Source organism: Natrononativus amylolyticus, assembly GCF_024362525.1.
Taxonomy (GTDB): Archaea; Halobacteriota; Halobacteria; order Halobacteriales; family Natrialbaceae; genus Natrononativus; species Natrononativus amylolyticus.
Map to the genome: position 1 here is coordinate 1,374,226 of NZ_CP101458.1, position 25,925 is coordinate 1,400,150.

Consider the following 25,925-nt stretch of genomic DNA (forward strand, 5'->3'; position numbering starts at 1 on the left):
GTGAGCCGGTCGACGTCGGAGACAACTGGATTTCGAAAACGGGTGTTACTCAATCCATAATAAATCCTTTAGTGGTCGGGCGCGTGAGAGCAGCTATGGCCTCTGACGAACTGCGCTCGAGCGTCGAACGGGTCGGCGACCGGTTCAACCTCGGCGAGTACGAGATCGACGCCTACCTCACCGTCCTCGAGCACGGACAGCTGACCGCGAGCGAGATCGCGGACCGAACGGACATCCCGCAGCCGCGAGTGTACGACACGGTTCGCAGCCTCAGCGACCGCGGGCTCGTCGAACTGCGCGAGTCCCGGCCCATGAAGATCGTGGCGATCGATCCCGCGGAGGCGTTCGAGAACGTCCAGTCGTCGCTCGAGGCGCTGATCGACGACCTCGAGTCCCGGTACACCGCCCCCGCCCGCGACACGGAGGCGGTGTCGCTGGTCAAGTCCCGCTCGACGATCCTCCGCTACCTCGAGGAGGTGATCGACGACGCCGAGTACGAACTGGCGCTCTCGCTCACGCCCGATCTCCTGACGCGGTTCGAGGACAAGCTCCGGACGGTGACGGACGCCGGCGTCAGCGTCGACCTGATCGTCACTCCCGCCGCCGAAGCGCCCGATCCGGAGCGGTTTGACTACCTCGAGGTGGCGACCACCGCCCGGGCCCGCCGCGGGATCACCACGCCGGTGATCGCCGTCGCGGACGGCAACTACTCGATCTACGCGACCCAGGACGCCCTGCGCGACGACCAGGACCGCTACGGCGTCATCTTCAACCGGTCTGCGCTCGGCTTTCTGGTCTCGGGCTTTTTCGGCACCGTGCTCTGGACGACCGCCGAGCGGACCCTCGGGGAAAACGGCGAGAGCCGCCCGTATCCGCGCCGGTACGCCTCGATTCGCCGGTGCGTGAAGGACCTGATAGACGCCGGCGGGGAGTTCTACGCGACGATCGACGGCCGCGACGTCGAGGTCGGGGGCCAGCGGATCGTTCGCGGCCGGGTCGTCGACGTCTCCTTCGAGATGACCGAGGAGGTCGCCGGGCTCACGATCGAGACCGCAGACGGCGAGGAGGTCACCGTCGGCGGCCGCGTGGCCGCACTCGAGGACATCGAGGCCCACCAGATACTGATCGGCGAGCACGAGCCGCCGGCCATCGAGCGGTAACGGGCGTCGCCGCTCCGACGGACGCCGGGGAACTCGGTCGCCGTCCGTAGACGACCGACCGCCACGATCGGAGCGGAGCAGCGTTTCTCTCGGGGCCACCGGTGGAGCCTCACGTCTACAGGAGTTCTCGCCGCCGTCACCGACTCGCCGTCACGGAGCGGACGCCTCGAGGCGGTCGTGGCTTCGAGACGACACTCGAGCGGTGGACGGTGAGGTCGACGTCGCTTCGCCACCTCCGACACACTCCGTTACCCGATCTATTGCCACGATAACGGTATTCGGCGGTGGAAGCCGCGGAAATTGACAATCTTTCGAATGGATTTGTCCGAGAACGGAGGGGTGCCGGCATTAGAATTAAGGCAGCGGGTGTGGCGAGTTTAGAAAATGGGTCGCGAACGCTGCAATTCTGGAGGGCGCGACGGCGTCTCCCGGCGACGGTTCATCGCAGCAGCCTCGACCGCATCCGCCGGGACGGCCGCCATCGCCGGCTGTCTCGGTCGGGGTGCGGAGGAGGGGTCGGTCGTCGCCTACGGCGACACCGATTTTCAGGACATCATGGACCCCGACGGAGAGTTGCATCAGGCGCTCTGGGACGCCGGCCTCGACGAGGACATCACCGTCGAGGTTCGCACCGGGCCGGACGAAACCGAGCAGCGCCGGTCTGCCGCACAGTCGGCGCTACAGGCGGGACGTCCCCAGCCCGACCTGTTCATGATGGACAGCGGGTGGACGATCCCGTTCATCCTGCGCGAGCAGACGAGCAACCTCGAGGACCGTCTCTCGAGTGAGACGCTCGGTCTGATCGAGAACGACTACCTCGAGGCGGCGGTCGAGACCGCTCGTCACCCGGAAACCGGGGAACTGCACGCGCTGCCGCTGTTTCCGGATTTCGGCACGATGCAGTACCGCAAGGATCTCGTCGAGGACGCCGGGTACGACACCGACGACTGGGACACCGAGGCGCTGTCGTGGCAGGAGTTCTCCGAAATCGCGGCCGACGTCCGGGACCAGTCCGACGCCGACATGGGGTTTACGACGCAGGCCGCCGCCTACGAGGGGCTCGCCTGCTGTACGTTCAACGAGGTAATGAGCACCTTCGGCGGCGCGTACTTCGGCGGACTGGACACCCTGTTCGAGGCCGGCGAGCGCGAGATCACGGTCGACGAGGAACCGGTCGTAGACGCGATCCGGATGATGCGGACGTTCATCCGCGGGCAGGACGACGAGTACGCCCTCGACGGCTACGAGCAGATCGCTCCGACGGCGATCGTCCAGTACACCGAGGAGGACGCCCGGGGCCCCTTCGCGAACGGGAACGTCGTGATGCATCGAAACTGGCCGTACTCGATCGCGATCGCCCACGACGAAGGGATGGGTGACGAGGTCGGGATGATGCCGATGCCGTACGGCGTCGAGGAAGACGACGCCGAGTACGACGGTCTCGGCGGCACGGCAGCGGCCCTCGGTGGCTGGCACCTCACCCTGAATCCGGCGAGCGAGAACGCGGAGGAGGCGATTCAGGTGATGGACGCCTTCGCGACCGAGGAGGTCATGCTCACGATCTTCGAAATTCAGGGCTGGATACCGCCGATCGTCGAGTTGCTCGACGATCTCGACCCCGAAGAGAGCGGGCCGGTCGCCAACTACGCCGAGACGATCCAGATCGCGGGCGAAAACGCGGTTCCCCGGCCGGTGACCGACATCTGGCCGGAGCAGGCGGCGCACATCTTCGGAGAGGTGAACCGGGCCTACCGCGGCGTGAAGTCCCCCGAGGAAGCGATGGGGGACCTGAAGGAACGACTCGAGATGAGCGAAGCGGACGTGAGGGGACAAGATGGCAACTGATACCGATACCGGAATCGGCGACGAATCGCCCGAGCGCGAGCGGTCAGGAAACGCCGTCGTCAACTGGATGGAGGGGCTCAGCGAGGCGGCGTACGCCTATCTCCTGTTGATTCCGGCGTTCGCCCTGCTCGTGTTCATCGCCTTTTACCCGCTGATCATGACGTTCGTCATGTCCCTCCGGGAGGATCGGACCCGCGGCGCCGACCCGCTCGGAGGGTTCGTCGGCCTCGAGAACTACGTCAACGTCCTCACGGGCGACGTCAGGCTGGCCCAGCAGTTCATGGACGTCTCGCTGTCGGCGTCGTTCCCGTTCGTCGAGTTCGGCGTCCCGCTGCTCCAGCAGGCGCTGTTCGTCACGCTCGGATTCGCCGTGATCAGCATCTTCTTCGAGACGGTGTTCGGCTTCGGCCAGGCGCTCATCCTCGATCAGGAGTTCCGGGGCCGGCGCTGGGTGCGCGTCGCGATCATCCTGCCGTGGGCCGTTCCGATCGTCATCCAGGGGATGATCTTCTACCTGATGTTCCAGCCGGAGGTCGGCTTCGGAACCGACCTGATGCAGTCGCTCGGACTGTTCGGACCGAACCCGCTCGCCGACAGCGGGGACGCGTTCGTCATCGTCCTCGTCGCCGACATCTGGAAGTCGACGGCGTTCATGGCGCTGTTGATCCTCGCCGGACTCCAGAGCGTCGACCGCAGCCTGTACGACGTGGCCCGGGTCGCCGGCGCCTCGCCCTGGCAGCGGTTCAAGATGATCACGCTGCCGCTGATCCTGCCGGCGCTGCTCGTCGCGATGCTGTTTCGCACGATGGACGCGATGCGCGTCTACGGGTTGATCGAGTCGAGCGTCGGCTGTACGACCGTCCCGTCGCTGACGTGTATGGTCGTCGAGGCGATGTTCGGCGGCACTCGCATCTTCGCGACGGCCGCCGCCGTCGCGTTCATGACGGCTCTGGTCATCGGCCTGTTCATCGCGGTGTACATCGTCCTCTTCCGCGATACGGAGGCTGGTTTCTACTGATGAGACCCAACGATCACGAGACGACTCGAGGCACCGACGCCGACAGAGACGCCAGCGGCCAGACCCGAACGCACGCCCCCGTTACCGACGGCGGGGCGGCGCTCGGGGGGTCCGGCGACGCCGAACTCAAGCGCGGACCGCTTCAGCGGTGGGTCGGCCGGTCGATCCAGAACCCCGAGCGCGTCTACAAGGCGATGTTCTACACCGCCGCGATCTTCTTCCTCTTTACGACGCTGTTCCCGTTCTACTGGCTGCTGATGGTCGCGTTGACTCCCGAGGGACAGCTACAGGACATCGTGTTCACCCCGAACGGGTTCAACCCCGGCGCGTTCGTCGAGGTGTTCGAGATGCTGCCGTTCCACTGGTACATGTTCAACAGCTTCGTCATCGCGACGGCCTCGACGGCCCTCGTGTTGATCGTCGCGAGCCTCGCGGGCTACGCGTTCGGCCGCCTCGAGTTCCCGGGGAAGACGCCGATGATGCTGCTCGTGCTGGTCGTCTCGTTCTTCCCACCGGCGGCGTTTTTCATCCCGCTGAACGACCTGTTCAACACGCCGGTCACGGCGTTAGAGCCGATCATGAGCGACGGCACGCTCTACAACACGCCGGGGGCGATGGTGATCCCGATCTCGGCGATCTTCATGCCGCTCTCGATTTTCATCCTGACGACGTTCTACGCACAGATTCCCGACGGGCTAGAAGACGCCGCCCGGGTCGAAGGGACGACCCGCCTGGGCGCGCTGTTCCGGGTCATCATCCCGCTGTCGGCTCCCGGCGTCGCGACCGCCGGCGTGTTGACGTTCATCGCGGTCTACAACGAGTTCTTCTTCTCGTTCCTGATGACCGACGGCCAGCCGGAGAACTGGGCGCCGATCCTCGAGGGAATCCTCGGCTACCAGGGGCAGTACGAGATCCTGTTCAACCTGATGGCCGCCGCGAGCATCATCGGCGTCCTCCCGGTCGCGATCATCGTGATCGTCGCCCAGGAGAAAATCGTCAGCGGACTCACCGCAGGAGCACTCAAGGAGTAAGATACAATGGCACGAGTACGACTCGAACACGTCACGAAGCGCTACGAAGACGTCGTCGCGGTCGACGACATGAACCTAGACATCAGAGACGGGGAGTTCGTCTGCCTCGTCGGCCCCTCCGGCTGTGGGAAGTCGACGACGATGGAGACCATCGCCGGCCTGACCCAGCCCACCGAAGGCAAGGTCTACATCGGTGACGACGACGTCACCACCCTCGCACCGAAAGATCGGGGCGTCGCGATGGTCTTCCAGAACATCGCGCTGTTCCCGCACATGGACGTCTTCGACAACATTTCCTTCGGCCTTCGGCTCCGCAAGTACGACGACGAGGAGATCGAACGGCGCGTCGACCAGGCGGCCGACATCGTCCAGCTCGAGGGAATGCTCGAGCGGATGCCCGACGAGATGTCCGGCGGCCAGCGCCAGCGGGTCGCGATCGCCCGCGCGATCGTCCGCAACCCGGACGTCTTCCTGATGGACGAGCCGCTGGCGAACCTCGACGCCAAGCTCCGGGTTCACATGCGGACGGAGCTCCAGCGCCTCCACAAGGAACTCGACACCACGATCGTCTACGTCACCCACGACCAGGCCGAAGCGATGACGATGTCCGACCGGATCGCCGTGATCAACGCCGGAAAACTCCAGCAGATCGACCCGCCGCTGGTCTGTTACAACGAGCCGGCGAACCTGTTCGTCGCCGGCTTCATCGGCTCGCCGTCGATGAACTTCCTCGAGGGGGAGCTGACCGAGACCGGGCTCAGAACGGACCACTTCGGCCTCGAGTTCGAGACCGACTCGATCGCCGGGGTGCAGGTCGGCGACCGCGTTACCATGGGGATACGGCCCGAGGACGTCTACCTCACCGAGCGCGGCCAGGACGTCGCCACCCCGACGGAGCCGATCGACGTCACGACGGACGTCCTCGAGCCGATGGGCGACGAGGTTTTCGTCTACCTCCAGTTCGACGAGACGGCAGAGCGGACGATGGCCGAAGAGGAGGGAGTCGCGACGGCGTCGAATCAGCTGTTGATGAGCGTCAGCCCCGACACGCGGATCGAGGAGGACGAGGACGTCGACGTCGTCCTCGACCGCTCGCGGATCCACCTGTTCGACACCGCCTCGGGGAACGCACTCTCCCACGGAATCGACGACCTCACCGACGCGGGTGGCGAAACGACGGCCCGGGAGGCCGAATCGGACAGCTGACCATGGACGGAACGATCGCGCTGGCGTACTTCGGCGGGCTGTTCGCCCTCTTTTTCTTCTGGCTCTACGGCATCGTCTCGTTCGTCTTCGATCTGAAGAACAGGATCGTTCCCGGGCTCGTCCAGTACCGCCGGGGTAGAAAGCGACTCGCGGAGAAAGAGAACCGTGAACAGGAACGCACCGAGGAGGAACGGCAGCTGTACTGATCGTCGCGGCCCCGTCTCGAGCGCCGCGGGAGGGGACCCGTGACGGCGGATCGCACGGCCGTCCGAACCGGCATCGTCGGGCTCGGAAACATCGGCCAGTACCACGCCGATCGGCTGCTCGACCTCGGCGTCTCGCTCGTCGGGGGAATGGACGTCTCCGCCGACGCGCGCAGACGCTTCACTCAGCGCTACGACGTCGACGTCTACGACGACCACCAGGAGCTGTACGACTCCGTCGACGCCGTCGTCGTCACGACGCCGAACAAGTACCACGAGCCGTACGCGGTCGACGCCCTCGAGCGGGACCTGCACGTTTTACTGGAGAAGCCCCTCGCACACACGCTCGAGAGCGCCGAGCGAATCGCGTCGGCCGCAGCCGACTCCGACGGCGTCTGCATGGTCGGCTTCAACAACCGGTTCGCCAACGCCGTCCAGATCGTCAAAAACCGGATCGACCGCGGCGACCTCGGCGAGGTCACTCACCTCGAGGCGAACTACGTGCGTCGGCGAGGGGTTCCCGGCCGGGGCTCGTGGTTCACCCGTCGCGCCGTCGCCGGCGGCGGCGCGCTGATCGACCTCGGCGTTCACGCGATCGATCTCTCGCTGTACCTCCTCGAGTACCCCTCGATTCGCGAGGTCACGGGCGTCACCCGGACGGAGTTCGGCTCGCGGGAGGACTACGCCTACCTCGAGATGTGGGGCGAGGACGCGGGCCCCGGCGCGTTCGACGTCGACGACTCCGCGAGCGCCTTCATCAGGTGTGCGTCGGGTAAAACCGTCTCCCTCGAGGTCGCGTGGGCGACGAACCGTCCGGCGAACCACGAGTTCGTCGTCCGCGGAACCGAAGCCGCCGCCCGGTTCGACCTGCTCGAGGAGGACCTCTCGTTTCACGCCGCGAACAAGGTCGGGCCGGACCACCTCGAGGACACGAGCGTGACGACCGCCCAGAACGACACCCACGCCGACGAGCAGCGGGCGTTCTTCGACGCGATCGCCGCCGACGCGGACCTCGGCGAGAGCGTCGCGCAGGCGCTGGCGGTCCAGCGGATCGTCGACGGGATCTACCGCTCGAGCGAGGCGGGCCGAACCGTCGAAATCGGCGAGTCGAACGGATAGCGTTGCGGGTAGCCACCCCTTTTATCCCGTCCCCTGCCGTTGGTTTGCCCGTATGAAAATCGGCGTTCACACACCGCCGCTGGCGGACGAATCGCTCGAGGGTGCACTGTCGTATCTCAGCGAGATCGGTGTCGGCGCGATCGAACCCGGCGTCGGCGGGTTCCCCGGTGACGACCACCTCGTCCGCGAGAACGTGCTGGACGACGAGGACGCCCAGACGGCGATCTGCGACCTCCTCGCGGAGTACGACGTGGAGATCAGCGCGCTGGCGACGCACAACAACCCACTCCACCCCGACGACCGACGGGCGAGCGAAGCCGACACGGAACTTCGAGAGGCGATCCGGCTGGCCGACCAGCTCGACGTCGGCGTCGTCACCTGCTTTTCGGGCCTCCCCGCCGGCGGCCCGAACGACGAGGTCCCGAACTGGATCACCGCGCCGTGGCCCACCGAACACGCCGACGCCCTCGAGTATCAGTGGGAGGTCGCCGAGGAGTACTGGCGCGAGATCGCCGCGCACGCCGACGAGCACGGCGTCGACGTCGCGATCGAGATGCACCCGAACATGCTGGTGTACGAGCCCCACGGGATGGCCCGGTTGCGGGAGGCGACGGGCGAGCGGATCGGGGCGAACTTCGACCCCTCGCACCTCTACTGGCAGGGAATCTCGGTCACGGACGCGATCAGGTACCTGGGCGAGCGCGACGCGATCCACCACTTCCACGCCAAGGACACCCGTATTTACGACGAACAGGCCCGCGAGAAGGGCGTTCTCGACACGACCGCCTACGACGACGAGCCCAACCGCTCCTGGCTGTTCCGGTCGGTCGGCTACGGCCACGGCGAATCCCACTGGAAGGACGTCGTCTCGACGCTCCGGATGGTCGGCTACGACGGCACTCTCTCGATCGAACACGAAGACTCGCTGACCAGCTCCCGGGAGGGTCTCGAGAAAGCGGTCGAACTGCTCGAGCGAGCGATATTCGAGGAGACGCCGGGGGAGGCCTACTGGGCGGAGTGACAGTCAGTTCGCCGCGCTGTTGACCGAGCCGTTTGAGGGTGAGAGATCCGTCAGTTCGACCGAGCCGTCGCTGTGAACGACGACCTCGTATCCCTCGTACTCGAGGGTGACGCGGCCGCCGACGCGGTCGCCGCTTCGTTGGGTCGGTTCGAACAGTTCGTCGAGCGCCTCCGGGTTGACGGCTGTGTAGAGGGGGGCGTACTCCGGCGGTTCGACGTCGGTCGCGTCAATGCCTTCGTGAGCCGCGATCGCCTCGATGATCGCCTGACTGGGCGGCGTCTCCGTCGATGAGGACTCTTCTGACATCGTCGTGGGTCGCGCTACAGTGGAGGGAAGTATAAGCGTAGCGACTTTATTATGGACATCTGTAGGATATATAATCCGCTTCCGTGACGCCCTCTCTACTCTATTGGAAATTTCCAAAGATTATTAGGAGTGTGTTACTCGCCGGTCGAGGCCGCCCACTGCCAGCCACCGACGTCGTTTGCGGTCTCGTGATCCGCGAGTTTCGCTCTGTACCAGTCGTATCCCTCGCGCCAGTCGATCAGGAGGTCCTTCGTGAGAAACGAGGCGGCGATCGTTCGGACCCGGTTGTGGACCCAGGCTTCCTCGAGCAACTGTCGCATTCCGGCGTCGGCGATGGGGTAGCCGGTTTCGCCGGCGTTCCAGGCCTCGAGCTCCGCGTCGTCGTCTCGCCACTCGATTCCGCGGTCGTACTCGGAGAGATTCTGCGCCACGGCCGACGGGGCAAAGCGTTCGGCCCTACGACGGTTGGCGCGGGGGAAACCCCCAACGACCGCGCCGGTCAGCGACTCCCGGTCGTGCCATCGTCCTCGAGCTGTGAACCGATGTAGAGCTGGAGGGTCCTGACGATGCCGTGGATGGAGTAGTTCACCCCGACGTAGACGCTGATCGCGGCGAGGGCGATGCCGGCGGCGACGTCGGAGAACCAGTGAATTCCCAGGTACATCGTCGAGACGACGACGCTGATCGCGATGAAACCGGAGACGGGAACCCAGAGCGGGTACTGCTTCCGGGAGAGAATCGCGAGGAAGAACGTCGTCATCGCCATCGAGGTGTGCAAGGACGGGAAGACGTTGGTGCTCTCGTTGACCGTGTAGGTCAGATAGCCGGATTCGGGGAACGCGCTGTAGAGGACGTCCTCGAACAGCAGCGTATCGAAGTTACGCGGACCGAACGCGATGAACAGCACGTAGCAGACGAGGCCGATGCCGTAGTTGACCGTGTACGCGAGGATCAGCGTCGAGAGCTCGTCCATCTCCTCGAGTGCGAAGTAGGCGACGAACGGGAACAACAGCAAGAAGGCGTAGCCGTAGATGTAGATGAAGACGAAAAACGACGTGAGTTCGGGCGTCTGGAACGACTGAAGCACGGCGACGGGGCTCTGGCCGAACAGCGTTCGCTCGAACTCGAAGAGCAGCCCCGTGATCCGGATGCCGATGACGCGCTCGGAGAGGCGCGGCAGGACGTCGGCGGTCCCCCAGCGCAGGACGAGAACGCTCGCGAGCACGGCGAGCGGGAGCGCGGCGACCTCGAGGCGCCATCTGAAGTCACGGAACGCGGCGACGAGGCGGCGGGGGCCGACGATGACGAGCGCCGCCGTAACGAGCATCGTCAGGACGATGGCGGCGAGCTCGAGGGCGACGCTGAGGAGTGCCATAGTCGGGGGATACGACGGCCGATGGTTTAATATGAATCGGTTAATCGGACGCGGGGCGATCCCGACCTCAGGCTATCAGCTCCCCGTCGTCGTACCGGTAGCCGACCTCCTCGAACAGCTCGCGCGCCTCGTCCCGGTCGAGTTCGCCGTCGGTTCCCGGGAACGTCGGAACCCCCCGGCTCGTCTGCCGATCCCAGTCGTCGGGGTGGATACCGACGAGCGAGCTGTGTGACGCCGCCGGTTCGGCGTGACCGTCGAAGAACTCCGAGACCACGTGGTCTCGGTCGATGAGCTGCGAGAGAACCTGCCTGAACCGCAGGTTCGTGAGCTCCGGATGGCGAAGGTTGTACCCGATCACGTAGAACGAGCGTGACGTACCGCGAACGAGCGAGAGTTCGTCCCGTTCGTCCACCTCCGCTCTGTTCTCCGAGCGCAGCTCGCTCGCGATGAGGTCGATATCGCCGTCCGCGAGCGCTTCGACCGCCGCTCCGGCGTTCGGCGAGATCCGAAACTCGATCCCGTCGTACTGGGAGAACCCCTCGAAAACGGACGGCAGCTCGTCGTCGTCGAGCGTTCGGAACACGTGCTCTTCGAACGGCTCGAGCCGGAGGTGTTCGTCGCTCGAGTCGGCGAAGGCGAACAGCCCCGAGCCGACCGGCTCCTCGTTGTCCCAGGCGAGCGCTTCGGTTCGGTGGTCGCCGATGACCTCCGCGGTCGCCTCCCAGACGTGTTCGGGAAGTAGCGGGATCGAAAACACCCGGCGGGCGACCTCGCGGGAGACGTCCTCGAACCAGAAGCGAACGCGCTCCGAGTCGAGGGCGGCGACGTCGTCGACGAGCGTCTGTCGACCCCGGTACCGGGGGGCAGGGACCCCGCCTTCGACCTCGCCGAGCGACGTGTCCGCGAGAAAGCGGTAGGTGAACGCGACGTCGTCGGCGTCGAGCGGTTCGTCGTCGTGCCAGGTGAGCCCGTCGCGGAGCGTGACGGTCGCGTACACGCGTCCGTTGTCGTCCTCCCACTCGATCTCCTCGGCCAGCCAGAGGAGTTCGTCGCCGTCGACGCGCCTGACCAGCGGATCGTAGAGGAGTCCCAGCTGGGTGCTGACGTCCCGGAGATCGACGACGATCGGGTTCAGACGGCTGGCGACTTGCTGGCCGAACAGCCCGACGCGGAGCGCGCCATCTCGCGGACCGTCCTCGGGCTCCCGTCCCAGCAACTCGACGTAGTCGAGCAAGGTTCGGGGCGGCCGGTCCACGGCAACCGCCTGGTTCGTGGCCCCGACGTGGTCCGGAAACGCGACGGTCGTGTACGGCGCCGTCTCGAGGAGGTGCTCGAACAGCTCCTCGAACGTCGTCTCGCGGGTACCGCCCTCCTCGCTTCGCTGGCGCTCGAGGTACTCGTCGGCGGTGACGTCGGAGAAGCTAAACGGATTCTGCCAGCCCTGTTCGCTCACGAACCGCGAGTGGAGCAACGATCGCAGCGCGTCTAGTTCGTCGAAGCCGGGGTGGCGGGCGATAAACAGGTCGTAGTCGCGGTCGATGAGCACTTCGCGGTAGAGCTCCGCCTCGCCGACCGGTTCGCGGACGACGTCGATGCCGGCGTCGGCGAGGTTGTCCGCGAACTTACTCGAGATCTTGGTCGCGACGGGGTCGTCGTCGGAGGGAAGGGTCTTGATCGTCAGCGAGACCTGTTCGGGTGAGGTGTCCTCCGCTCGCGACCAGAACCGCTCCGAACAGCCCGCGAGCGCGCTCGCGGTAGCCACTCCGAGTCCGCCGAGTAGCCGCCGTCGGGTCGGCGACGGAGCGACATCATCCATGTCCTGAGGGTTAGCCACCATGGCGTATAGGACTTACTCTCGGGGAGATAGCTTCGCGACCGGCCGGCGAATCGGTCGGTATCCGCCCGGACGGGACCTCGAGAGCGCCCGTCCTGAACCGGGCAAACGACGCATCAGTCACCGATTACTGATATTCACGAACTCATTACTGTCTTTTATGAGATCGTATTCTGGCCATAACAATACCCGAATCGGCGATACCAGCGAGTGTGGTCAGCGTTCACACCGGACGGAAGCGACGTGGTCTGGCGGCGTGGACGCCCACGGATGAACACCAATGAAACTCGCACTCATCGGATTCGGACAGGCAGGCGGGAAGGTAGTCGACGAGTTCCTCGCGTACGACGCGTCGATCGATAACGGTTTCGTGGAGGGGGCGATCGCCGTCAACTCCGCGACGGCAGACCTCGCGGGTCTCGAGCGGGTCCCCGAGGAGAACCGCGTGCTCATCGGCCAGTCCCGCGTGAAGGGCCACGGCGTCGGTGCCGACAACGAACTCGGCGCCGCCGTCGCAGAGGAGGACATCGACGAGATCCAGGCCGCGGTCGACCGCGTCCCGGTTCACGATCTCGACGCGTTTCTCGTGGTCGCCGGAATGGGCGGTGGCACCGGCTCGGGCGGCGCCCCCGTCCTCGCGAAGCACCTGAAGCGGATCTACACCGAACCGGTGTACGGACTGGGTATCCTCCCCGGCACGGACGAGGGGGGAATCTACACGCTGAACGCCGCGCGGTCGTTCCAGACGTTCGTCCACGAGGTGGACAACCTGCTGGTCTTCGACAACGACTCCTGGCGACAGACCGGCGAGTCGGTCGGGAGCGGCTACAGCCGGATCAACCGGGAGATCGTCGAGCGGTTCGGCCTGCTGTTCGCCGCCGGCGAGGTCGGCGCCGACGACACCGTCGCCGAGAGCGTCGTCGACTCCTCGGAGATCATCAACACCCTCTCGGGCGGCGGCATCTCGACGATCGGCCACGCGAGCGAGGACGTCGAAACCGACTCCGGCGGTCTCCTCTCGCGATTCGGCGGCGGCGAGGACTCGAGCAACGAGATTTCGGCGACGAATCGCATGACGAGTCTCGTCCGGAAGGCGACGCTCGGGCGGCTCACGCTCCCGTGTGCGGTCTCGAGCACCGACCGCGCGCTGGTCGTCGCGACCGGCTCGCCGACCCACCTCAACCGCAAGGGCGTCGAGCGCGGCCGGTCGTGGCTCGAGGAGGAGACCGGCTCGATGGAGGTCCGCGGCGGCGACTACCCCCTGCCCGGCGCCGGTGAGGTCGGCAGCATCGTCCTCCTCTCGGGGGTCACCGACGTCCCGCGGGTCAAACAGCTCCAGGGGATCGCGATCGAGGCCCAGGAGACCGGCGAGGCCATCCGCGCACGCAGCCAGAACGACTTCGCGAGCCTGCTGGACACCGGTAACGAGATCGACGCGCTCTTCTGAGGCCGCCGGACACTCGAAGATCGGTCGCTTGATCCCGGTCGTCTTCGGTAGCAACGACCGCACCGTCGCGTATACAACGTTAAGAGCGTTGACTGTGTATTTCGCGTGAACGGCGGACGCGGCGGTCGAGCGACCGAGGTCGCTGACGATCGACTTCGGTCGACTCGAGGCGTCCGCCCCCAACACATTCATGACAGATCGAACGATCCACCTGCCCGTCGCTGCACAGCCGAGCGTCGACTCGCTGGTCGACCTCGCCCGTCTCGGAGAGGCTCGCGGTTACGGCCGCGCCTGGCTCCCCGAAACGTGGGGGCGGGACTTCGTCACCGTACTGACGAGCATCGCCCGCGAGACGGACGAGATCGGGATCGGACCGAGCATCGCCAACGTCTACTCCCGCTCGCCGACCCTGCTCGGCCAGACGGCGACGACCCTCCAGGAGGTTTCCGACGGCCGCCTCCGCGTCGGCATCGGCCCGAGCGGTCCCGCGGTGATCGAGGGCTGGCACGGCGTCGAGTTCGACCGCCCGCTGCGGCGCACCCGCGAGTACATCGAGATCATGCGGACCGTGATGGCCGGGGAGACGCTGAACTACGACGGCGACGTCTTCTCGCTGGCTGGCTTCCGCCTGCGGTGTGATCCGCCCGAGACGCCGGTTCCGATCGACGCAGCCGGCATGGGTCCGAAATCCGTCGAACTCGCCGGTCGGTTCGCCGACGGCTGGCACGCCATCGTCTTCACCCCCGACGGCCTCGAGGAGCGCCTCGAGGACCTAGAGCGCGGGATCGAACTCGGCGGCCGCGACCCGGCGGACGTCCGGACCACGCTCTCGCTGACCGCGTGTGCGCTCGAGGACGGCGAGCGGGCGCGCGACCTCGCTCGCCAGCACCTCGCGTTCTACGTAGGCGCGATGGGCACCTACTACCGGGAGTCGCTCTCGAGACAGGGCTACCAGGACGAAGCCCACGACATCGCGGCGGCCTGGGCCAGCGGCAACCACGGGGAGGCGCTCTCGCACATCTCCGACGAACTGCTCGACGACCTCGGGGCGGCCGGGACGCCCGAGCGCGCCCGCGAGGAACTCCGGAAGTTCGAGGTGCTCGAGGGGGTCGACGAAATCGCGATCGGCTTCCCCAGGGGGGCGACGACGGAGGAGATCGAAGCGACGATCGAGACCCTCGCGCCCGAGGCTTGAACGGTCGGCGGGCGCGGGCGAGCGGATCGAGAGAGTGAGGTGACTCGAGCGCGAGCCACCGGTATGACCGCGGACCCGATTCCGGTAGGGACCGGCACGCCCGAGGGCCACAACACGGCCTACCTTCTCGCGGACCACGACGCGCTCGTCGATCCCGGCCCGCCGACTGCCGACGCCCGGCGGGACCTGCTGGCGGGCCTCGAGCGGCGCGAGTACGACGTCCGCGACCTCGAGTCCGTCCTCGTCACCCACTGGCACGCCGACCACGCGGGCCTCGCACCCGAACTGGCGGCGGCGGCAGAGGCGACGATCGCGATGGGTGCGGCGGACGCGCCGCTGGTCGCCGAGTACGCCACAGAACGCGAGCGCCGGCTCGAGCGCGACGCCGAGACGATGGCTCGCTGGGGCGTTCCGCCAGCGGTCGTGGAGGCGGTCGTCGCCGGCGACGAGCCGTCGCCGATGCCGGATTCGGTTCCCGTCGACGCGCTGGCCGACGGCGAGACGATCGCGGGACTCGAGGTGGTCGCGACGCCCGGGCACACCCTCGGTCACGTCGCGTTCGCCTCGGCGTCCGACCTGCTCGTCGGCGACGCGGCGCTGCCGACGTACACCCCGAACGTCGGCGGCAGCGACACCAGGACGAGCGACCCGCTCGCGGACTACGAGCGGACCCTCGAGCGCCTCGACTCCCGCGCGGAGACGCTGCGGCCGGGCCACGGGACGGCACTCGAGGCCGACCGCATCGCGGAGATCCGAAGCCACAACCGCGAGCGCACCGATCGGATTCGGGAGGCGCTCGAGGAGCGCGGCGCAGCGACCCCGTGGGAACTCGCGGGCGACCTGTTCGGCGATCTCGAGGGCGTCCACGCCAAGTTCGGGGCCGGCGAGGCGGCGGCGCACCTGGCGGCGCTCGAGCGGGAGGGAGCGGCGGAGAGTCGCCTCGAGGACGGGGGTCGGGTGTACGACGCCCGGTAGCGCTCGTCGAGAGGCGGGATTCGCTCCGGCCGTTGCTTCAGGGCGCTACTCGGGCGGCCGCGCTCTCATTCGGACGTCGGCTGCGGGCTGGAGCGTCGCGCCGGGCGCCAGTTCGGGCTCCGGATCGGACAGGAGATCGAACTCGAGGCGCCGGAGCACCGTCGGGAGCACCAGTTTTAGCTCCATTCGCGCGAAGCGCATCCCGATGCAGTGGCGCGGGCCGCCGCCGAACGGGAAGTAGGCGTACTCGGGCAGTTCCTCCCCGAACTCGTCGGTCCACCGCTCCGGTCGGAACGCCGTCGGATCGTCGTAGAAGCGCTCGTCCCGGTGGATCCGAAACTGCGGCAGCGTGACGTTGGTTCCCTCGGGGATCAGGTAGCCGTCCAGATCGATGTCTTCGACGGCCGTCCGGAAGACGGCGAACGCCGGCGGATACAGACGCACGGCCTCGGTCAGCACCCGGTCGGTGTACACGAGGTTCGGAACGTCCGCCGGAGTCGGGTCGTCGCCGCCGAGAACGTCCGTCCACTCCCGCCGGAGGCGCTCACACACATCGGGATGTTGGGCCAACAGGAGCGTGGTGTACGTGAGCGCGAGCGACGTCGTCTCGTGGCCCGCAAAGAGGAACGTGAGCAATTGGTCCCGTAGCTCCCGCTCTGAGTGGCGGTAGCCGTCGGGACCGTCGGCGACCAGCAGCAGCGAGAGGAGGTCGTCGCGCTCCTCGAGGTCGTCCGCCCCGCGTCGTTCGCTCACCACCTCGTCGATCAGGTTCTCGAAGGCGGTCACGCTGCGGTCGTACCGACGCTGGCTGGGGGTCGGCACCCACGACGGGAGAAAGAACTTGGACAGCGAGCGCGGATCTCCGCGCTCGTTGATGGCGTTCGCGACGTCCGTGACCGCCTCCCCCCGCCCGTCGACGTCGAGGTCGAACAGCGTTCGCGCGAGGATCTCCACCGTCAGCTCCGAGAGCCGGTCGTTGACCGCGATCTCGTCGCTCGTCGCCCAGCGGTCGGCGTGTTCGGCCGCTACCCCGACCATCGTCTCCCCGTACCGCTCGATCCGCTCGAGCGTGAACGCGTTCTGGAGTAGGGTTCGCTGGGCGCTCCACTGCTCGCCCTCGGTGAACAGCACCCCCTCCGGGGCGAACTCGTTGCCGCCGAACGCCTCGAACTGGAACTTCCGGACCAGATCAGAGTCGGTAACCAGCAATCGCTCGACCTGCTCGGGGTGGAACACCATCGTGAAAGGGAGGCCCCCGACCTCGTACCGGACCACGTCGCCGTAGGTCGCTATGCGGTCGAAAAACCCGATGGGGTCTCGAGCGAGCTGGAGCGTATTGCCCAGAAGCGGCAGCCCGTCCGGACCCGGGGGCGCTACGGCCGCCCCGTCCGCCGCTGATGACTCCTCGGTAGTCATGACGGGCGAACGTACGAGTTCCGCTGAGAAACGGTTTCAGTCGAAGCACCTAGCGACTTTATGTACTCCGTCCGAAACGATTCAGCAGCGAGCCGATAGCGAACTCGAGCATGAAGTACTGTACCCTGCACCTCCGACAGCCCGACCGGCTGCTCCATCCGATGCAGCGGTTCATCCGAAACGAGGACGTCGTGTCGTACGAGGAGTTACTCGCGTGGAGCGTCCGGCCGGGTGAGCCGACCGAGTACGAGCTGTTCTACGCCGAGGTCGCCGACGCGGATCGGTACCTGGCGGCGGTCGAGGGCGTGGAGTCGATCCGATGGTACAGGCACTCTCGAGTGGGCGACGACTCGCTCTACGTCTTCGCCTGTCAGGAGACGCGAGAAGACGACGTCGCGTTTCGACGCGCGTTCGGGCGGCTGGAACTCATCGTCGTTCCGCCGATCGTCTACGACGAGGACGCGGCGATGACGCTGACGGTCGTCGGGCAGGAGGCGGACCTCGGGGCGCTCGTCGAGAGCCTTCCCGCGGACGTCGAGGTCACGGTCGAGGAGGTCGGAACGTACGACCACCCCCACGCGACGATCGTCGGCGGGCTAACCGACCGACAGCTCGAGGCGGTCGAGGCCGCCACGAGACTCGGCTACTACGACGTCCCCAGGACGGCGTCGCTCGCGGCGGTCGCAGGCGCGCTCGACTGCGCGGAGAGTACGGCCTCCACCCTGCTCAGAAAGGCGGAGTCGAGCGTCATGTCACACGTCGTGGGCCGGTAACTCGAGACGCCGCCCCACTGGCTCACTCGAGGGGCAGCCCCGTCGTCTCGATCCCCTCGCGCCGTCCGTCGAGTACCTCGAAGCGCTCCCCCCGACGACTCTCGAGCCAGTAGAGTAGCCGCTCGGCCCACCCGAGTTTTCGCGCCTTGATCGGGTCGACGGCGGGGTCGTCGAAGTCCCAGCCGACGAAGACGAGTTCGGCGGCGCCCAGGTGGTCCGCCAGGAACGCCGCCCGGTCGCCGTCGGTGAACCCCCCGACGTTTCGGACCGGTCCCGCGGGTGCGGCCTGGGTCGTCGGGAGGACGAACTCGTCCCGACACCGCGGGACGACCTCCCGAACGGCGGGCACGTTGTCCCCGTGTGCGGCGACGGCGACCGGAACTTCGCGCTCGGTCAGCGCGACGGCCGTCTCGGGGTTCTTGTCGAGGTCGGTCACCAGACAGTCGACGACTACGCCGCCGTCGGCGAGGACGTCCGCAGCCGTCGAGGCCGCGAACACGACGTCCGCCGCGCTCGCGCGCTCGAGCGCTCGTGCGGAGTCGATCGACGGGCCGGCGCCCGCAACCGCGACGCGTGCGCCGCGAGCCGACGAGAGGCGGTCGAGATCGAACGGAGCCGTCAGCTCGGCCAGCACGTCCCGTGCCCGCTCGTCTGCGCCACGTTCGAAGCCGAAGTCGCGCAGGATCTCTTCGTAGACCGGTTCCCACTCCTCGAACTCCATGCTCGTCACTAGGCGGCGTAACACCACAATAATTCCGCGATGTGGACCGGGAGTGCCTCCGAAGTACCCCTACCCGGGAGGCGCCCCGGCGTCCACTCCTCTCTTGCGAAGCCTCCGCCATAAGCTTTCTCTTACCGTACCGATTCTGCAAGCGCGTCACGGATCGTGGACAGGCCGCCGCGTTCTCGCTCGAGACGCCTCCAAACGATCGAAATTGCCGAATCGCTTCCGAGCAAGAGTATCTCGTTAGTTGGTAACTCGACACACACCGCGCCGTGTTCGGTTGCGACGGCCTCGAGCCGGGTACGGTCGGCCTCGGAGAGCCCCTCGACGACGAACGCCTGGTGGACCCAGTCGCCGGCCAGTTCGGGATCGACGTCGGCGTCGGCGAGGCGGGCCCGGAGTTCGCGGGTCGAACCCGCCTCGAGTCGGGAGACGTCGACGCCGTCCGCGCTGTAGCGCTCGCGGTCGGTGAACGCCGCGCCGATCAGCGCCGCGTCGCGGGTTTCGGCGACGTCGTGGGTGCGGATCACGTGCGCGCCGCGTTCGACGGCCATCGAGGTCGCCGCGAGGCTCACCGGTAGCCGCTCGTCGGTCTCGCGGCCGGCGATCTCCCCCAGGAAGTTCTTCCGGTTGATCGAGACCAGGATCGGTTTCCCGAGCGCGCGAAACTCCCGCAGCCTGTGAAACGTGTCGCGGTCGTTCTCGAGCGTCTGGGACTCGCTCCACCCGCCGAAGGCGGGGTCGACGATCGTCTTCTCGGTGAGTCCGTTCTGTTTCAGCGCCTCGTACACCATGTCGACGTACTCGGCCGACTCGGCCCACTCGGGGGACTTCCGGGCGGCCCAGTCGGTCTCCTCGACGGCTCCCGGCCGCTCAAGGTCCGGCGGACTCGCCATCTTGACTACCGCCGCGTCGTGGTCCTCACAGACGGTCGGCATCTCCGGGTCCGCGAAGCCGCAGATGTCGTTGACCACGTCGAACCCGCTCGAGAGCGCCTCGTCTGCGACCCCGGCGTACCGGGTCTCGATCGAGAACACCGCCTCGCCGGACACCCGATCGATGGTTTCCAGGGCCACGTGCAGGCGCTCGAGTTCCGCTTCCGCGGTGAGCACGTCGAAGCGCTTGTTGGCGGACTCGAGGCCGATGTCGACGATGTCGGCGCCCTCCCCGATGAGTTCGCGATCCACGTACCGGGCGGCGTCCGCCGGATCGTCGAAGACGCTCGGGTTGTACGGGGACTCCTCGCTGACGTTCAACACGCCCATGATCCGAGGCGGGTGGCCGTCGCCGATCTCGAGGCCCCCCGCGTCGACGCTGTTCATACCCGGACTCGGGAGGGCAGCTAAAAAGAGGCCGCGGTTCTGACGGCGGCGATCGACGGAGTGGCGACGAATCCGCCGAACAGGCACTTTTTGTCCGCCCGCGCGAAACGACTCGGTATGGGCAAAGTCAGCATCGGGATGCTGGGCTGGCGCTTCGACGAGGACGACATCCTCGACGAGAACGGCGAGTTCCGTCCGCTCGAGGAGATGCCGAAAAACGACCGCGAGCGGTTGATTCGCCTCCAGAGCACCCTCTACAACGCGCCGTGTAACGCCTGCTGGCTGATCCACGGCGACGCGAATCTCGAGGAGTGTAACACCGCCCGCTACGTCTACGGCGAACCGCTCTCGGAGGTCGTCCTCTGTGAGGAACACGAACCCGACTTCGTCTACTGGTTCCGCCGCGACGGCGGCGGCGAGTACCAGGGCGAAGAGGAGTTCGAGGACCGGTTCTACGAGTGGTTCCTCGAGGGCGGGCGCGCACCGGAGGGCTACGAGGGGATGGAGTACGTCTCCACGGATCCCGACGACCTCCCGAAGCCGCCGAAGCCGGACCCCGACGAATACGAGGAACTGATGGACGACGACGTTTCCGACCGCGTCGGCCTCACGGAGGAGGAGATCCGCGACAGCGGCGTCGACCTCGGCTCGGAGTATCCGTCGAAATGACCCACGGTGGCGACCGCGGCTCGCCCGCGGCGGGATCGGCGTCCCGACGAGCGCCCCCCGCCGTCGCCGTCGTCGACGCGCAGACGCCGGGTAACGTCGGCACCATCGCGCGGGCAATGAAGAACTTCGGCTTCGAGGACCTGTTGCTCGTCGATCCACCGGCGCTCGATCCAGACGGCGAGGCCTACGGCTTCGCCGGCCACGCCAGAGACGATATCCTGCCGAACGCGACCGAGATCACGTTCGACGAACTCGTCTCGGAGTACCACACGATCGGCTGTACCGCGGTGACCAACGAGGACGACCGGAACCACATCCGATTTCCGTTCTCCACCCCCGCGGAGCTCGCCGAGCGGCTGCCGACCGTCGAGGCCCCGACCGCGCTCGTCTTCGGCCGCGAACGCGTCGGGCTCACGAACGAGGAACTCGAGCGGATCGACGAGATCTGTTCGATCCCCGCTAACGCCGACTACCCCGTCCTCAATCTCGGGCAGGCGGCGACGATCACCCTCTACGAACTCCGCTCGCTGACCCTCGCGCCTCACGAAACCCAGCTTCCCGATATCGAGCGGGTCCGGGCACCGGAGCCGCTGCTCGAGCGCTGTTACGATCAGTGGGAGCGGCTGCTGGTCGAACTCAACCACCCCGAAGAGAAGCGCGAGAAGACGATGCGGATGATCCGTCGGGTGTACGGCCGGGCCGACCCGACCGAGCGCGAGGTCAACACCTTTCTGGGACTGTTGCGCCGAGCGACCGATCGACCCGAGCGCCGAACGGAGTAACCCGGGTTATGTTCCGTTTCAGGCCCGCTTCTGTATCTCTTCGCGGAGCAGCCGACTGACGAGGTCGCCGTCGGCCTTCCCGCGCAGGGCACCCATGCACTCGCCCATCAGCCCCGAGAACGCCTGCATCCCTTCCTGCTCGACCTGGTCTTCGTTTCGCTCGACGACCTCGACGACCGCCTCGCGGACCTCGTCCTCGCCGGCCGATCCGAGTCCGGCGGCCTCGGCGGCTTCCTCGGCCGAGCGGTCCGGCTCGCGGGCCAGCGCCGAGAGCAGGTCCGGGACGCCCTCCCGGGCGAGATCGCCGCCTTCGGCCATGCCGAACACCTGTTCGAAGTGGTGACGAGCGAGGTTCGCGACGGGCACGCCGTCCCGGCGCAGCTCCGTGACCGTCGACTCGAGGGTCGTCGCCGCGAGCGTCGGGTCGACGCCGTCGGCCACGACGGCTTCGAAGACCGGCATCCGCCTGCCGTAGGCGACCTGCTCCGCCAAGCCGGCGTCGATGTCGTACTCCGCCTGGTAGCGCTCGACCTTCTCGGTGAGCAGTTCGGGTTCGGGAACCTCGCTCGGATCGAGGGAAACCGGCGGCACGTCCGTCTCGGGGTACATCCGCGCGGCGCCCGGCAGCGGGCGCAGGTACCGGGTGCTGCCGTCCTCGTTCGCGCCGCGAGTCTCCTCGGGAACGCCCTCGAGTGCCGTCTCGGCGCGGGCGGCAACGGCCTCGATGGCGGATTCCGCGACTTCGGTCTCGGCCGCGACGATGGCGACGGCGTCCTCCTCGCCAGCGTCCACCGATTCCCGTAGCGCCGCGACCTCCTCCTCGGTGACGCCGTAGGCCGGCAGTTCGTCCGTGTGGAAGATGCCGCCCGCACCGTGGCGCTTGGCGTGATCGGAGAGCTCGGTGCCCAGCCGGCGGTCGGGGGCGATTTCGCGGCCGACGAGGCCGTCGAAGCCGGAGAGGGGGACGGCCGTCACCGAACCGCCGGAGTTCAACGCCCCGGCGATCACGCCGCTGTCGGTCTCCGCGAAGACGTCGGTGACGTCGGCGGGTTCGCCGACGGCGGCGTCGCGGGCCTCGAGTTCCGCCGCAATCTGGACGAGTTCGGCCTGTCGACCCACCTCGGTCCGGACGATGTCGTCGATGTCGTCCAGGCTCTGGACGCCCTTGATCTCGACGCGGGCGCCGTCGGCGATGGAGACGTTGACGTCCTGGCGGATGGTTCCCAGGCCGCGCTTTACCTTCCCCGTCGAGCGAAGCAGCATCCCGATCCGCTCGGCGGCCTCGCGGGCCTGCTCGGGCGAGCCGATGTCCGGGGCCGTGCCGATCTCGACCAGTGGAATCCCCAGCCTGTCGAGGCTGTAGACCACGCCGTCGTCCGTTTCCTCGACCCGCTGGGCGCTCTCCTCCTCGAGCATCATGTCCTCGATGCCGACGGCTCCCTCGCTCGTCTCGATCGCACCGCCGGTCGCCACGAGCGAGGAGCGCTGGAAGCCCGAGGTGTTCGAGCCGTCGACGACGATCTTTCGCATGACGTGGGCCTGGTCGACCGGCTCCATGTCCATCAGCTGGGCGACCTCGAGCACCGTCTCGACCGCCTCCTCGTCGATACGGTGGGGGGGTTCGTCGTCCTCCTCGACGAGGCAGGTCGAGTCGTAGGCGAGGTAGGTGAACTCGCGGTCGACTTTGCTCTCCTCGACGGCGGCCTCGTCGAGTTCGCCCAGCTCGCTCCGGGTGGGGTGGAGGTAGCGGGTGAACTCGCGAACCGACGCCTCCGGCTCGCGCAGTTCGGTCGGACAGGCACAGAACAGCTTCGCCGCCGTGTCGAGTTGCTGGTGGATCTCCAGCCCGGCGACGAGCCCGAGTTCGTCGTAGTCGTACTCGGTCTCGGTCATTGTCGACCCCTCGGGGACGGAGGGGTAAAAAACCGTCCAGTTGCCGCTCGGACGGCGGTTCGGGTCGGGCCGCCGACCGCTGACGCGGACTCCCGTCGTCAGGTCCGGCGGAGCCGCGACCCGCCACGCCGCTGTGGCGATCGTCGGCACGGCAGACCGTCTCAGTCGTCGGCCGCCGGCTCGTCGGGAGGCGGTGAGCGCGACTCGCGCCTCGAGTCGACCGACGAGCCGGCGGCCGCGGCGACCGCTTCGAGCACGTCCGCCGGCTCGGCCTCGAGCGCGCGCGATCGCAACGTCTCGTAGCGACGGCGCGCCGCCTCGCCGGCGAAGTTCCGGTCCTCGAGCGGATGGCGTTCGACGGCCACGAGCGCGTCGACGTCGGCGACCGTCTCCAGCAGCAACTGGTTGCCGGCGGCGAGTTCGAGGTCCGCCAGGACGACGACATCGGCTTCGCGGATTCGGTCCGCGGCGGCGTCTCGAGCGCCAGCCGAGAGCGGGGCGAACGGCTCGACCGTGAGACACTCGCGATCGCACCGCAGGGCGGCCGTGGCGACGCTTCCGCCGTCCGGGACGGGGCCGGCGGAGGCGTCGACGCCGCCGGCCGAGAGCCGCGAGAGGACCGCGGCGGCCGTCGACCCCGACCCCAGGACGTGAACCCGGTCGGGAAGCGCTCGTCCCTCCGGACGGGGGAGCGCGGTGACCGACACCGTCCCCGTCACGGGATCGTCGGTCACCGCTGCGGCCGCGTCGAACGCCGTCTCGAGCGCCCCGGGGGTGAGCACGTCCTCGGGCGCTCCGTCGGCGGCGACGCGGCCGCCGGCGAGCAACACCAGCCGGTCGCAGTAGCGCGCCGCGAGGTTCAGGTCGTGGATCGCGGCGACGGCGGTCCGGCCGTCGTCGACGAGGTCGTCGACGAGTTCGAGGGTCTCGATCTGGTGGTTGACGTCGAGGCTGGCCGTCGGCTCGTCGAGCAGGAGGACGGGTGTCTCCTGGGCGATCGCGCGCGCCAGCAACACCCGCTGTCGCTCGCCGCCGCTGATCTCGTCGATTCCCCGGTCCGCGAAGGTCGACGTTCTGGTGCGCTCGAGCGCCCGGTCGACCTGCGCCCGGTCGCGGTTGGTGGGCGGTGCGAACCGCGAGCGGTGAGGGTGACGCCCCATCTCCACGACGTCGCGGACGGGGAAGGAAAACGAGAGCGCGGTGTCCTGTGGCACGACGGCGACCAGGCGGCTCGAGCCCGCGGCGGACAGGCCGTGGACGTCGGCGCCGTCGACCGCGACGGTCCCCGAGGCGGGCTCGAGGGCCGCGCTGATCGTCCGCAGCAGGGTCGTCTTCCCGGCGCCGTTGGGGCCGATGAGGCCGACGAACTCGCCTGCGTCGGCGGTCATCGAGACGTCCTCGAGGACCGAGACGTCGCCGAACGAGTGGGAGACGCGGTCGACGTCGATCGTGGCTTCGTCGGAGCGGACGGGGTCGCTCACAGCGCGTACACCTCCCGGCGGGTGAGCAAGAAGAGGAAGAACGGGGCGCCGACGGCGGCGGTCACGATGCCGACGGGCACTTCGGCGGGGCCCGCTCGAGCCACCGTATCCGTTACGACGAGAAACGACGCCCCGGCGAGCGCGCTCGTCGGCAGCAGGATGCGGTGGTCGGGGCCGACGATCAGGCGCATGATGTGGGGGACGACGAGGCCGACGAAGCCGATGACGCCGGCGACGGCGACCCCCGCCGCGGTGATGACGCTCGCGAGCGAGAGCAGGAGCAGTTTCGTCCGCTCGACCTCCACACCGAGGTGGTGGGCGTCCTCCTCGCCGAGCAGGAGGACGTTCATCTCGCGGGTGAACGCGCCGAGGACGAGCACGCCGGCGAGCGCGACCGGGAGCGCGAAGCCGACGTCGCTCCACGTGCTGTTGTGGAGGTGGCCCATCAGCCAGATCACGGCCTGGCGCAGGCTCTCGCCGCTGTGGACGAGCACGTAGGAGATGAACGCCCCCAGGAACGCCTGGACTGCGATCCCGGCGAGCAACAGCGTGGCGACGGGGGTGCGCCCGCCCTCGGTCGCGATGGCGTAGACGAGAAAGGCGGTGGCGAGCGCACCGACGAACGCCGCCAGGTGGAGACCGCCGACCGGGACGAGGGCGGGAAAGGCGATGGCGACGACCGCGCCCGCGGCCGCCCCGGAGGAGACGCCGATGATCGACGGATCGGCGAGCGGGTTTCGGAAGAACCCCTGCATCACGGTTCCCGCCGCCGCGAGCGCGAAGCCGACCGTCGCCGCGAGCGCGATCCGTGGGAGGCGGACGTCGGCGACGATGATCTGGTGGGTTCCGGGTACCTCGAAGCCGAAGACGGGCGCGTACTCGAGCCCCGGCGCCGGCACCGTCCAGCCGACGCCGGGGAGCGTCGCGGACTCGAGGGCGATCCCCGAGGGGACGACGACGACGTTCAACGTCGCCTTCGACACCGTGAGCGGATCGATCCTGACCGGGCCGAGAGCGGCGCTCCCGATTGCGACGGCGACGAGGAGTGCGACGAGCCCCCCCGTCCAGGCGAGTACTCGGCCCGGTCGTTCCATACTACACAAGCTCGCTTGCATTAGACAAATATTTGT

General features: G+C 67.6%; 23 protein-coding genes and 1 pseudogene. 14 read left to right on the forward strand and 10 right to left on the reverse strand.

Annotation, left to right across the window (positions count from 1 at the left end; translation table 11 throughout):
* Window positions 1-95: 95 nt before the first annotated feature.
* From trmB to NMQ11_RS07290, 8 genes are all read left to right on the forward strand, one after another.
* Window positions 96-1,160, forward strand: coding sequence for an HTH-type sugar sensing transcriptional regulator TrmB (gene trmB / locus NMQ11_RS07255; RefSeq protein ID WP_255170734.1), 1,065 nt, complete (start codon window positions 96-98; stop codon window positions 1,158-1,160).
* Between the two features lie 384 nt (window positions 1,161-1,544).
* The gene (locus tag NMQ11_RS07260; RefSeq protein WP_255170735.1) at window positions 1,545-3,005 is read left to right on the forward strand and encodes an extracellular solute-binding protein; all 1,461 of its coding nucleotides are present in this window, start codon (window positions 1,545-1,547) and stop codon (window positions 3,003-3,005) included.
* Window positions 2,995-4,023, forward strand: coding sequence for a carbohydrate ABC transporter permease (locus tag NMQ11_RS07265; protein WP_255170736.1), 1,029 nt, complete (start codon window positions 2,995-2,997; stop codon window positions 4,021-4,023). The genes NMQ11_RS07260 and NMQ11_RS07265 overlap by 11 nt, the downstream gene beginning before the upstream one ends.
* Window positions 4,023-5,054, forward strand: coding sequence for a carbohydrate ABC transporter permease (locus NMQ11_RS07270; protein WP_255170737.1), 1,032 nt, complete (start codon window positions 4,023-4,025; stop codon window positions 5,052-5,054). Before NMQ11_RS07265 ends, NMQ11_RS07270 begins: the two co-directional genes overlap by 1 nt.
* A gap of 6 nt (window positions 5,055-5,060) precedes the next feature.
* Window positions 5,061-6,260: an ABC transporter ATP-binding protein gene (locus tag NMQ11_RS07275; RefSeq protein WP_255170738.1), complete on the forward strand. Its 1,200-nt coding sequence runs from the start codon at window positions 5,061-5,063 to the stop codon at window positions 6,258-6,260.
* Window positions 6,261-6,262: 2 nt separating this feature from the next.
* Window positions 6,263-6,466, forward strand: a complete 204-nt coding sequence (locus NMQ11_RS07280; protein ID WP_255170739.1) for a DUF8005 family protein — start codon at window positions 6,263-6,265, stop codon at window positions 6,464-6,466.
* 39 nt (window positions 6,467-6,505) lie between these two features.
* A complete protein-coding gene (locus tag NMQ11_RS07285; RefSeq protein ID WP_255170740.1) occupies window positions 6,506-7,582 on the forward strand; it encodes a Gfo/Idh/MocA family protein in 1,077 nt (358 codons plus the stop codon).
* A gap of 52 nt (window positions 7,583-7,634) precedes the next feature.
* The gene (locus NMQ11_RS07290; RefSeq protein ID WP_255170741.1) at window positions 7,635-8,603 is read left to right on the forward strand and encodes a sugar phosphate isomerase/epimerase family protein; all 969 of its coding nucleotides are present in this window, start codon (window positions 7,635-7,637) and stop codon (window positions 8,601-8,603) included.
* A gap of 3 nt (window positions 8,604-8,606) precedes the next feature.
* On the opposite strand, the gene NMQ11_RS07295 is transcribed toward NMQ11_RS07290, so the two are convergent.
* The 4 genes and pseudogenes from NMQ11_RS07295 to NMQ11_RS07310 all read right to left on the reverse strand — a co-directional run bounded on the left by NMQ11_RS07295 (window position 8,607) and on the right by NMQ11_RS07310 (window position 12,100).
* Window positions 8,607-8,909 carry a HalOD1 output domain-containing protein gene (locus NMQ11_RS07295; RefSeq protein WP_255170742.1) on the reverse strand — a complete coding sequence of 101 codons (303 nt, stop codon included), beginning with the start codon at window positions 8,907-8,909 and terminating at the stop codon, window positions 8,607-8,609.
* Window positions 8,910-9,049: 140 nt separating this feature from the next.
* Window positions 9,050-9,319, reverse strand: a pseudogene (locus tag NMQ11_RS07300) (FAD-binding domain-containing protein); the annotation flags it as partial.
* Between the two features lie 89 nt (window positions 9,320-9,408).
* Entirely contained in the window at window positions 9,409-10,284 is an 876-nt protein-coding gene (locus NMQ11_RS07305) for a phosphatase PAP2 family protein (RefSeq protein WP_255170743.1), read from the reverse strand.
* A gap of 67 nt (window positions 10,285-10,351) precedes the next feature.
* Entirely contained in the window at window positions 10,352-12,100 is a 1,749-nt protein-coding gene (locus NMQ11_RS07310; RefSeq protein WP_255170744.1) for an ABC transporter substrate-binding protein, read from the reverse strand.
* A 298-nt stretch (window positions 12,101-12,398) separates the two neighbouring features.
* Here NMQ11_RS07310 and NMQ11_RS07315 point away from each other — a divergent pair, with 298 nt between their 5' ends.
* The 3 genes from NMQ11_RS07315 (at window position 12,399) to NMQ11_RS07325 (ending at window position 15,735) form a co-directional block, all read left to right on the forward strand.
* A complete protein-coding gene (locus tag NMQ11_RS07315; protein WP_255170745.1) occupies window positions 12,399-13,565 on the forward strand; it encodes a tubulin/FtsZ family protein in 1,167 nt (388 codons plus the stop codon).
* Between the two features lie 190 nt (window positions 13,566-13,755).
* The gene (locus NMQ11_RS07320; protein ID WP_255170746.1) at window positions 13,756-14,760 is read left to right on the forward strand and encodes a TIGR04024 family LLM class F420-dependent oxidoreductase; all 1,005 of its coding nucleotides are present in this window, start codon (window positions 13,756-13,758) and stop codon (window positions 14,758-14,760) included.
* Between the two features lie 63 nt (window positions 14,761-14,823).
* Window positions 14,824-15,735, forward strand: a complete 912-nt coding sequence (locus tag NMQ11_RS07325) for an MBL fold metallo-hydrolase (RefSeq protein WP_255170747.1) — start codon at window positions 14,824-14,826, stop codon at window positions 15,733-15,735.
* A gap of 45 nt (window positions 15,736-15,780) precedes the next feature.
* Here the strand turns inward: NMQ11_RS07325 and NMQ11_RS07330 are convergent, their stop codons facing one another.
* Window positions 15,781-17,151 (reverse strand): cytochrome P450, encoded by a 1,371-nt coding sequence (locus NMQ11_RS07330; protein WP_255170748.1) that lies wholly within the window; start codon window positions 17,149-17,151, stop codon window positions 15,781-15,783.
* Between the two features lie 110 nt (window positions 17,152-17,261).
* Between NMQ11_RS07330 and NMQ11_RS07335 the strand changes: the two genes are divergently transcribed.
* Window positions 17,262-17,924: a helix-turn-helix domain-containing protein gene (locus tag NMQ11_RS07335; RefSeq protein ID WP_255170749.1), complete on the forward strand. Its 663-nt coding sequence runs from the start codon at window positions 17,262-17,264 to the stop codon at window positions 17,922-17,924.
* 22 nt (window positions 17,925-17,946) lie between these two features.
* Here the strand turns inward: NMQ11_RS07335 and NMQ11_RS07340 are convergent, their stop codons facing one another.
* Together NMQ11_RS07340 and folP are read right to left on the reverse strand one after the other, a co-directional pair.
* Entirely contained in the window at window positions 17,947-18,645 is a 699-nt protein-coding gene (locus NMQ11_RS07340; protein WP_255170750.1) for a 6-hydroxymethylpterin diphosphokinase MptE-like protein, read from the reverse strand.
* A gap of 131 nt (window positions 18,646-18,776) precedes the next feature.
* The gene (gene folP / locus NMQ11_RS07345; protein ID WP_255170751.1) at window positions 18,777-19,970 is read right to left on the reverse strand and encodes a dihydropteroate synthase; all 1,194 of its coding nucleotides are present in this window, start codon (window positions 19,968-19,970) and stop codon (window positions 18,777-18,779) included.
* 117 nt (window positions 19,971-20,087) lie between these two features.
* Here folP and NMQ11_RS07350 point away from each other — a divergent pair, with 117 nt between their 5' ends.
* Together NMQ11_RS07350 and NMQ11_RS07355 are read left to right on the forward strand one after the other, a co-directional pair.
* Window positions 20,088-20,639, forward strand: coding sequence for a DUF8114 family protein (locus NMQ11_RS07350; RefSeq protein WP_255170752.1), 552 nt, complete (start codon window positions 20,088-20,090; stop codon window positions 20,637-20,639).
* Window positions 20,636-21,421 carry an RNA methyltransferase gene (locus NMQ11_RS07355; protein WP_255170753.1) on the forward strand — a complete coding sequence of 262 codons (786 nt, stop codon included), beginning with the start codon at window positions 20,636-20,638 and terminating at the stop codon, window positions 21,419-21,421. The genes NMQ11_RS07350 and NMQ11_RS07355 overlap by 4 nt, the downstream gene beginning before the upstream one ends.
* Before the next feature lie 18 nt (window positions 21,422-21,439).
* Here NMQ11_RS07355 and gatE read toward each other — a convergent pair whose 3' ends face one another.
* The 3 genes from gatE to btuC all read right to left on the reverse strand — a co-directional run bounded on the left by gatE (window position 21,440) and on the right by btuC (window position 25,889).
* Complete coding sequence (gene gatE / locus NMQ11_RS07360; protein WP_255170754.1) at window positions 21,440-23,314, reverse strand: Glu-tRNA(Gln) amidotransferase subunit GatE; 1,875 nt, start codon at window positions 23,312-23,314, stop codon at window positions 21,440-21,442.
* 161 nt (window positions 23,315-23,475) lie between these two features.
* A complete protein-coding gene (locus tag NMQ11_RS07365) occupies window positions 23,476-24,795 on the reverse strand; it encodes a heme ABC transporter ATP-binding protein (protein WP_255170755.1) in 1,320 nt (439 codons plus the stop codon).
* Window positions 24,792-25,889 carry a vitamin B12 ABC transporter permease BtuC gene (gene btuC, locus NMQ11_RS07370; protein WP_255170756.1) on the reverse strand — a complete coding sequence of 366 codons (1,098 nt, stop codon included), beginning with the start codon at window positions 25,887-25,889 and terminating at the stop codon, window positions 24,792-24,794. Before btuC ends, NMQ11_RS07365 begins: the two co-directional genes overlap by 4 nt.
* Window positions 25,890-25,925 lie beyond the last annotated feature (36 nt).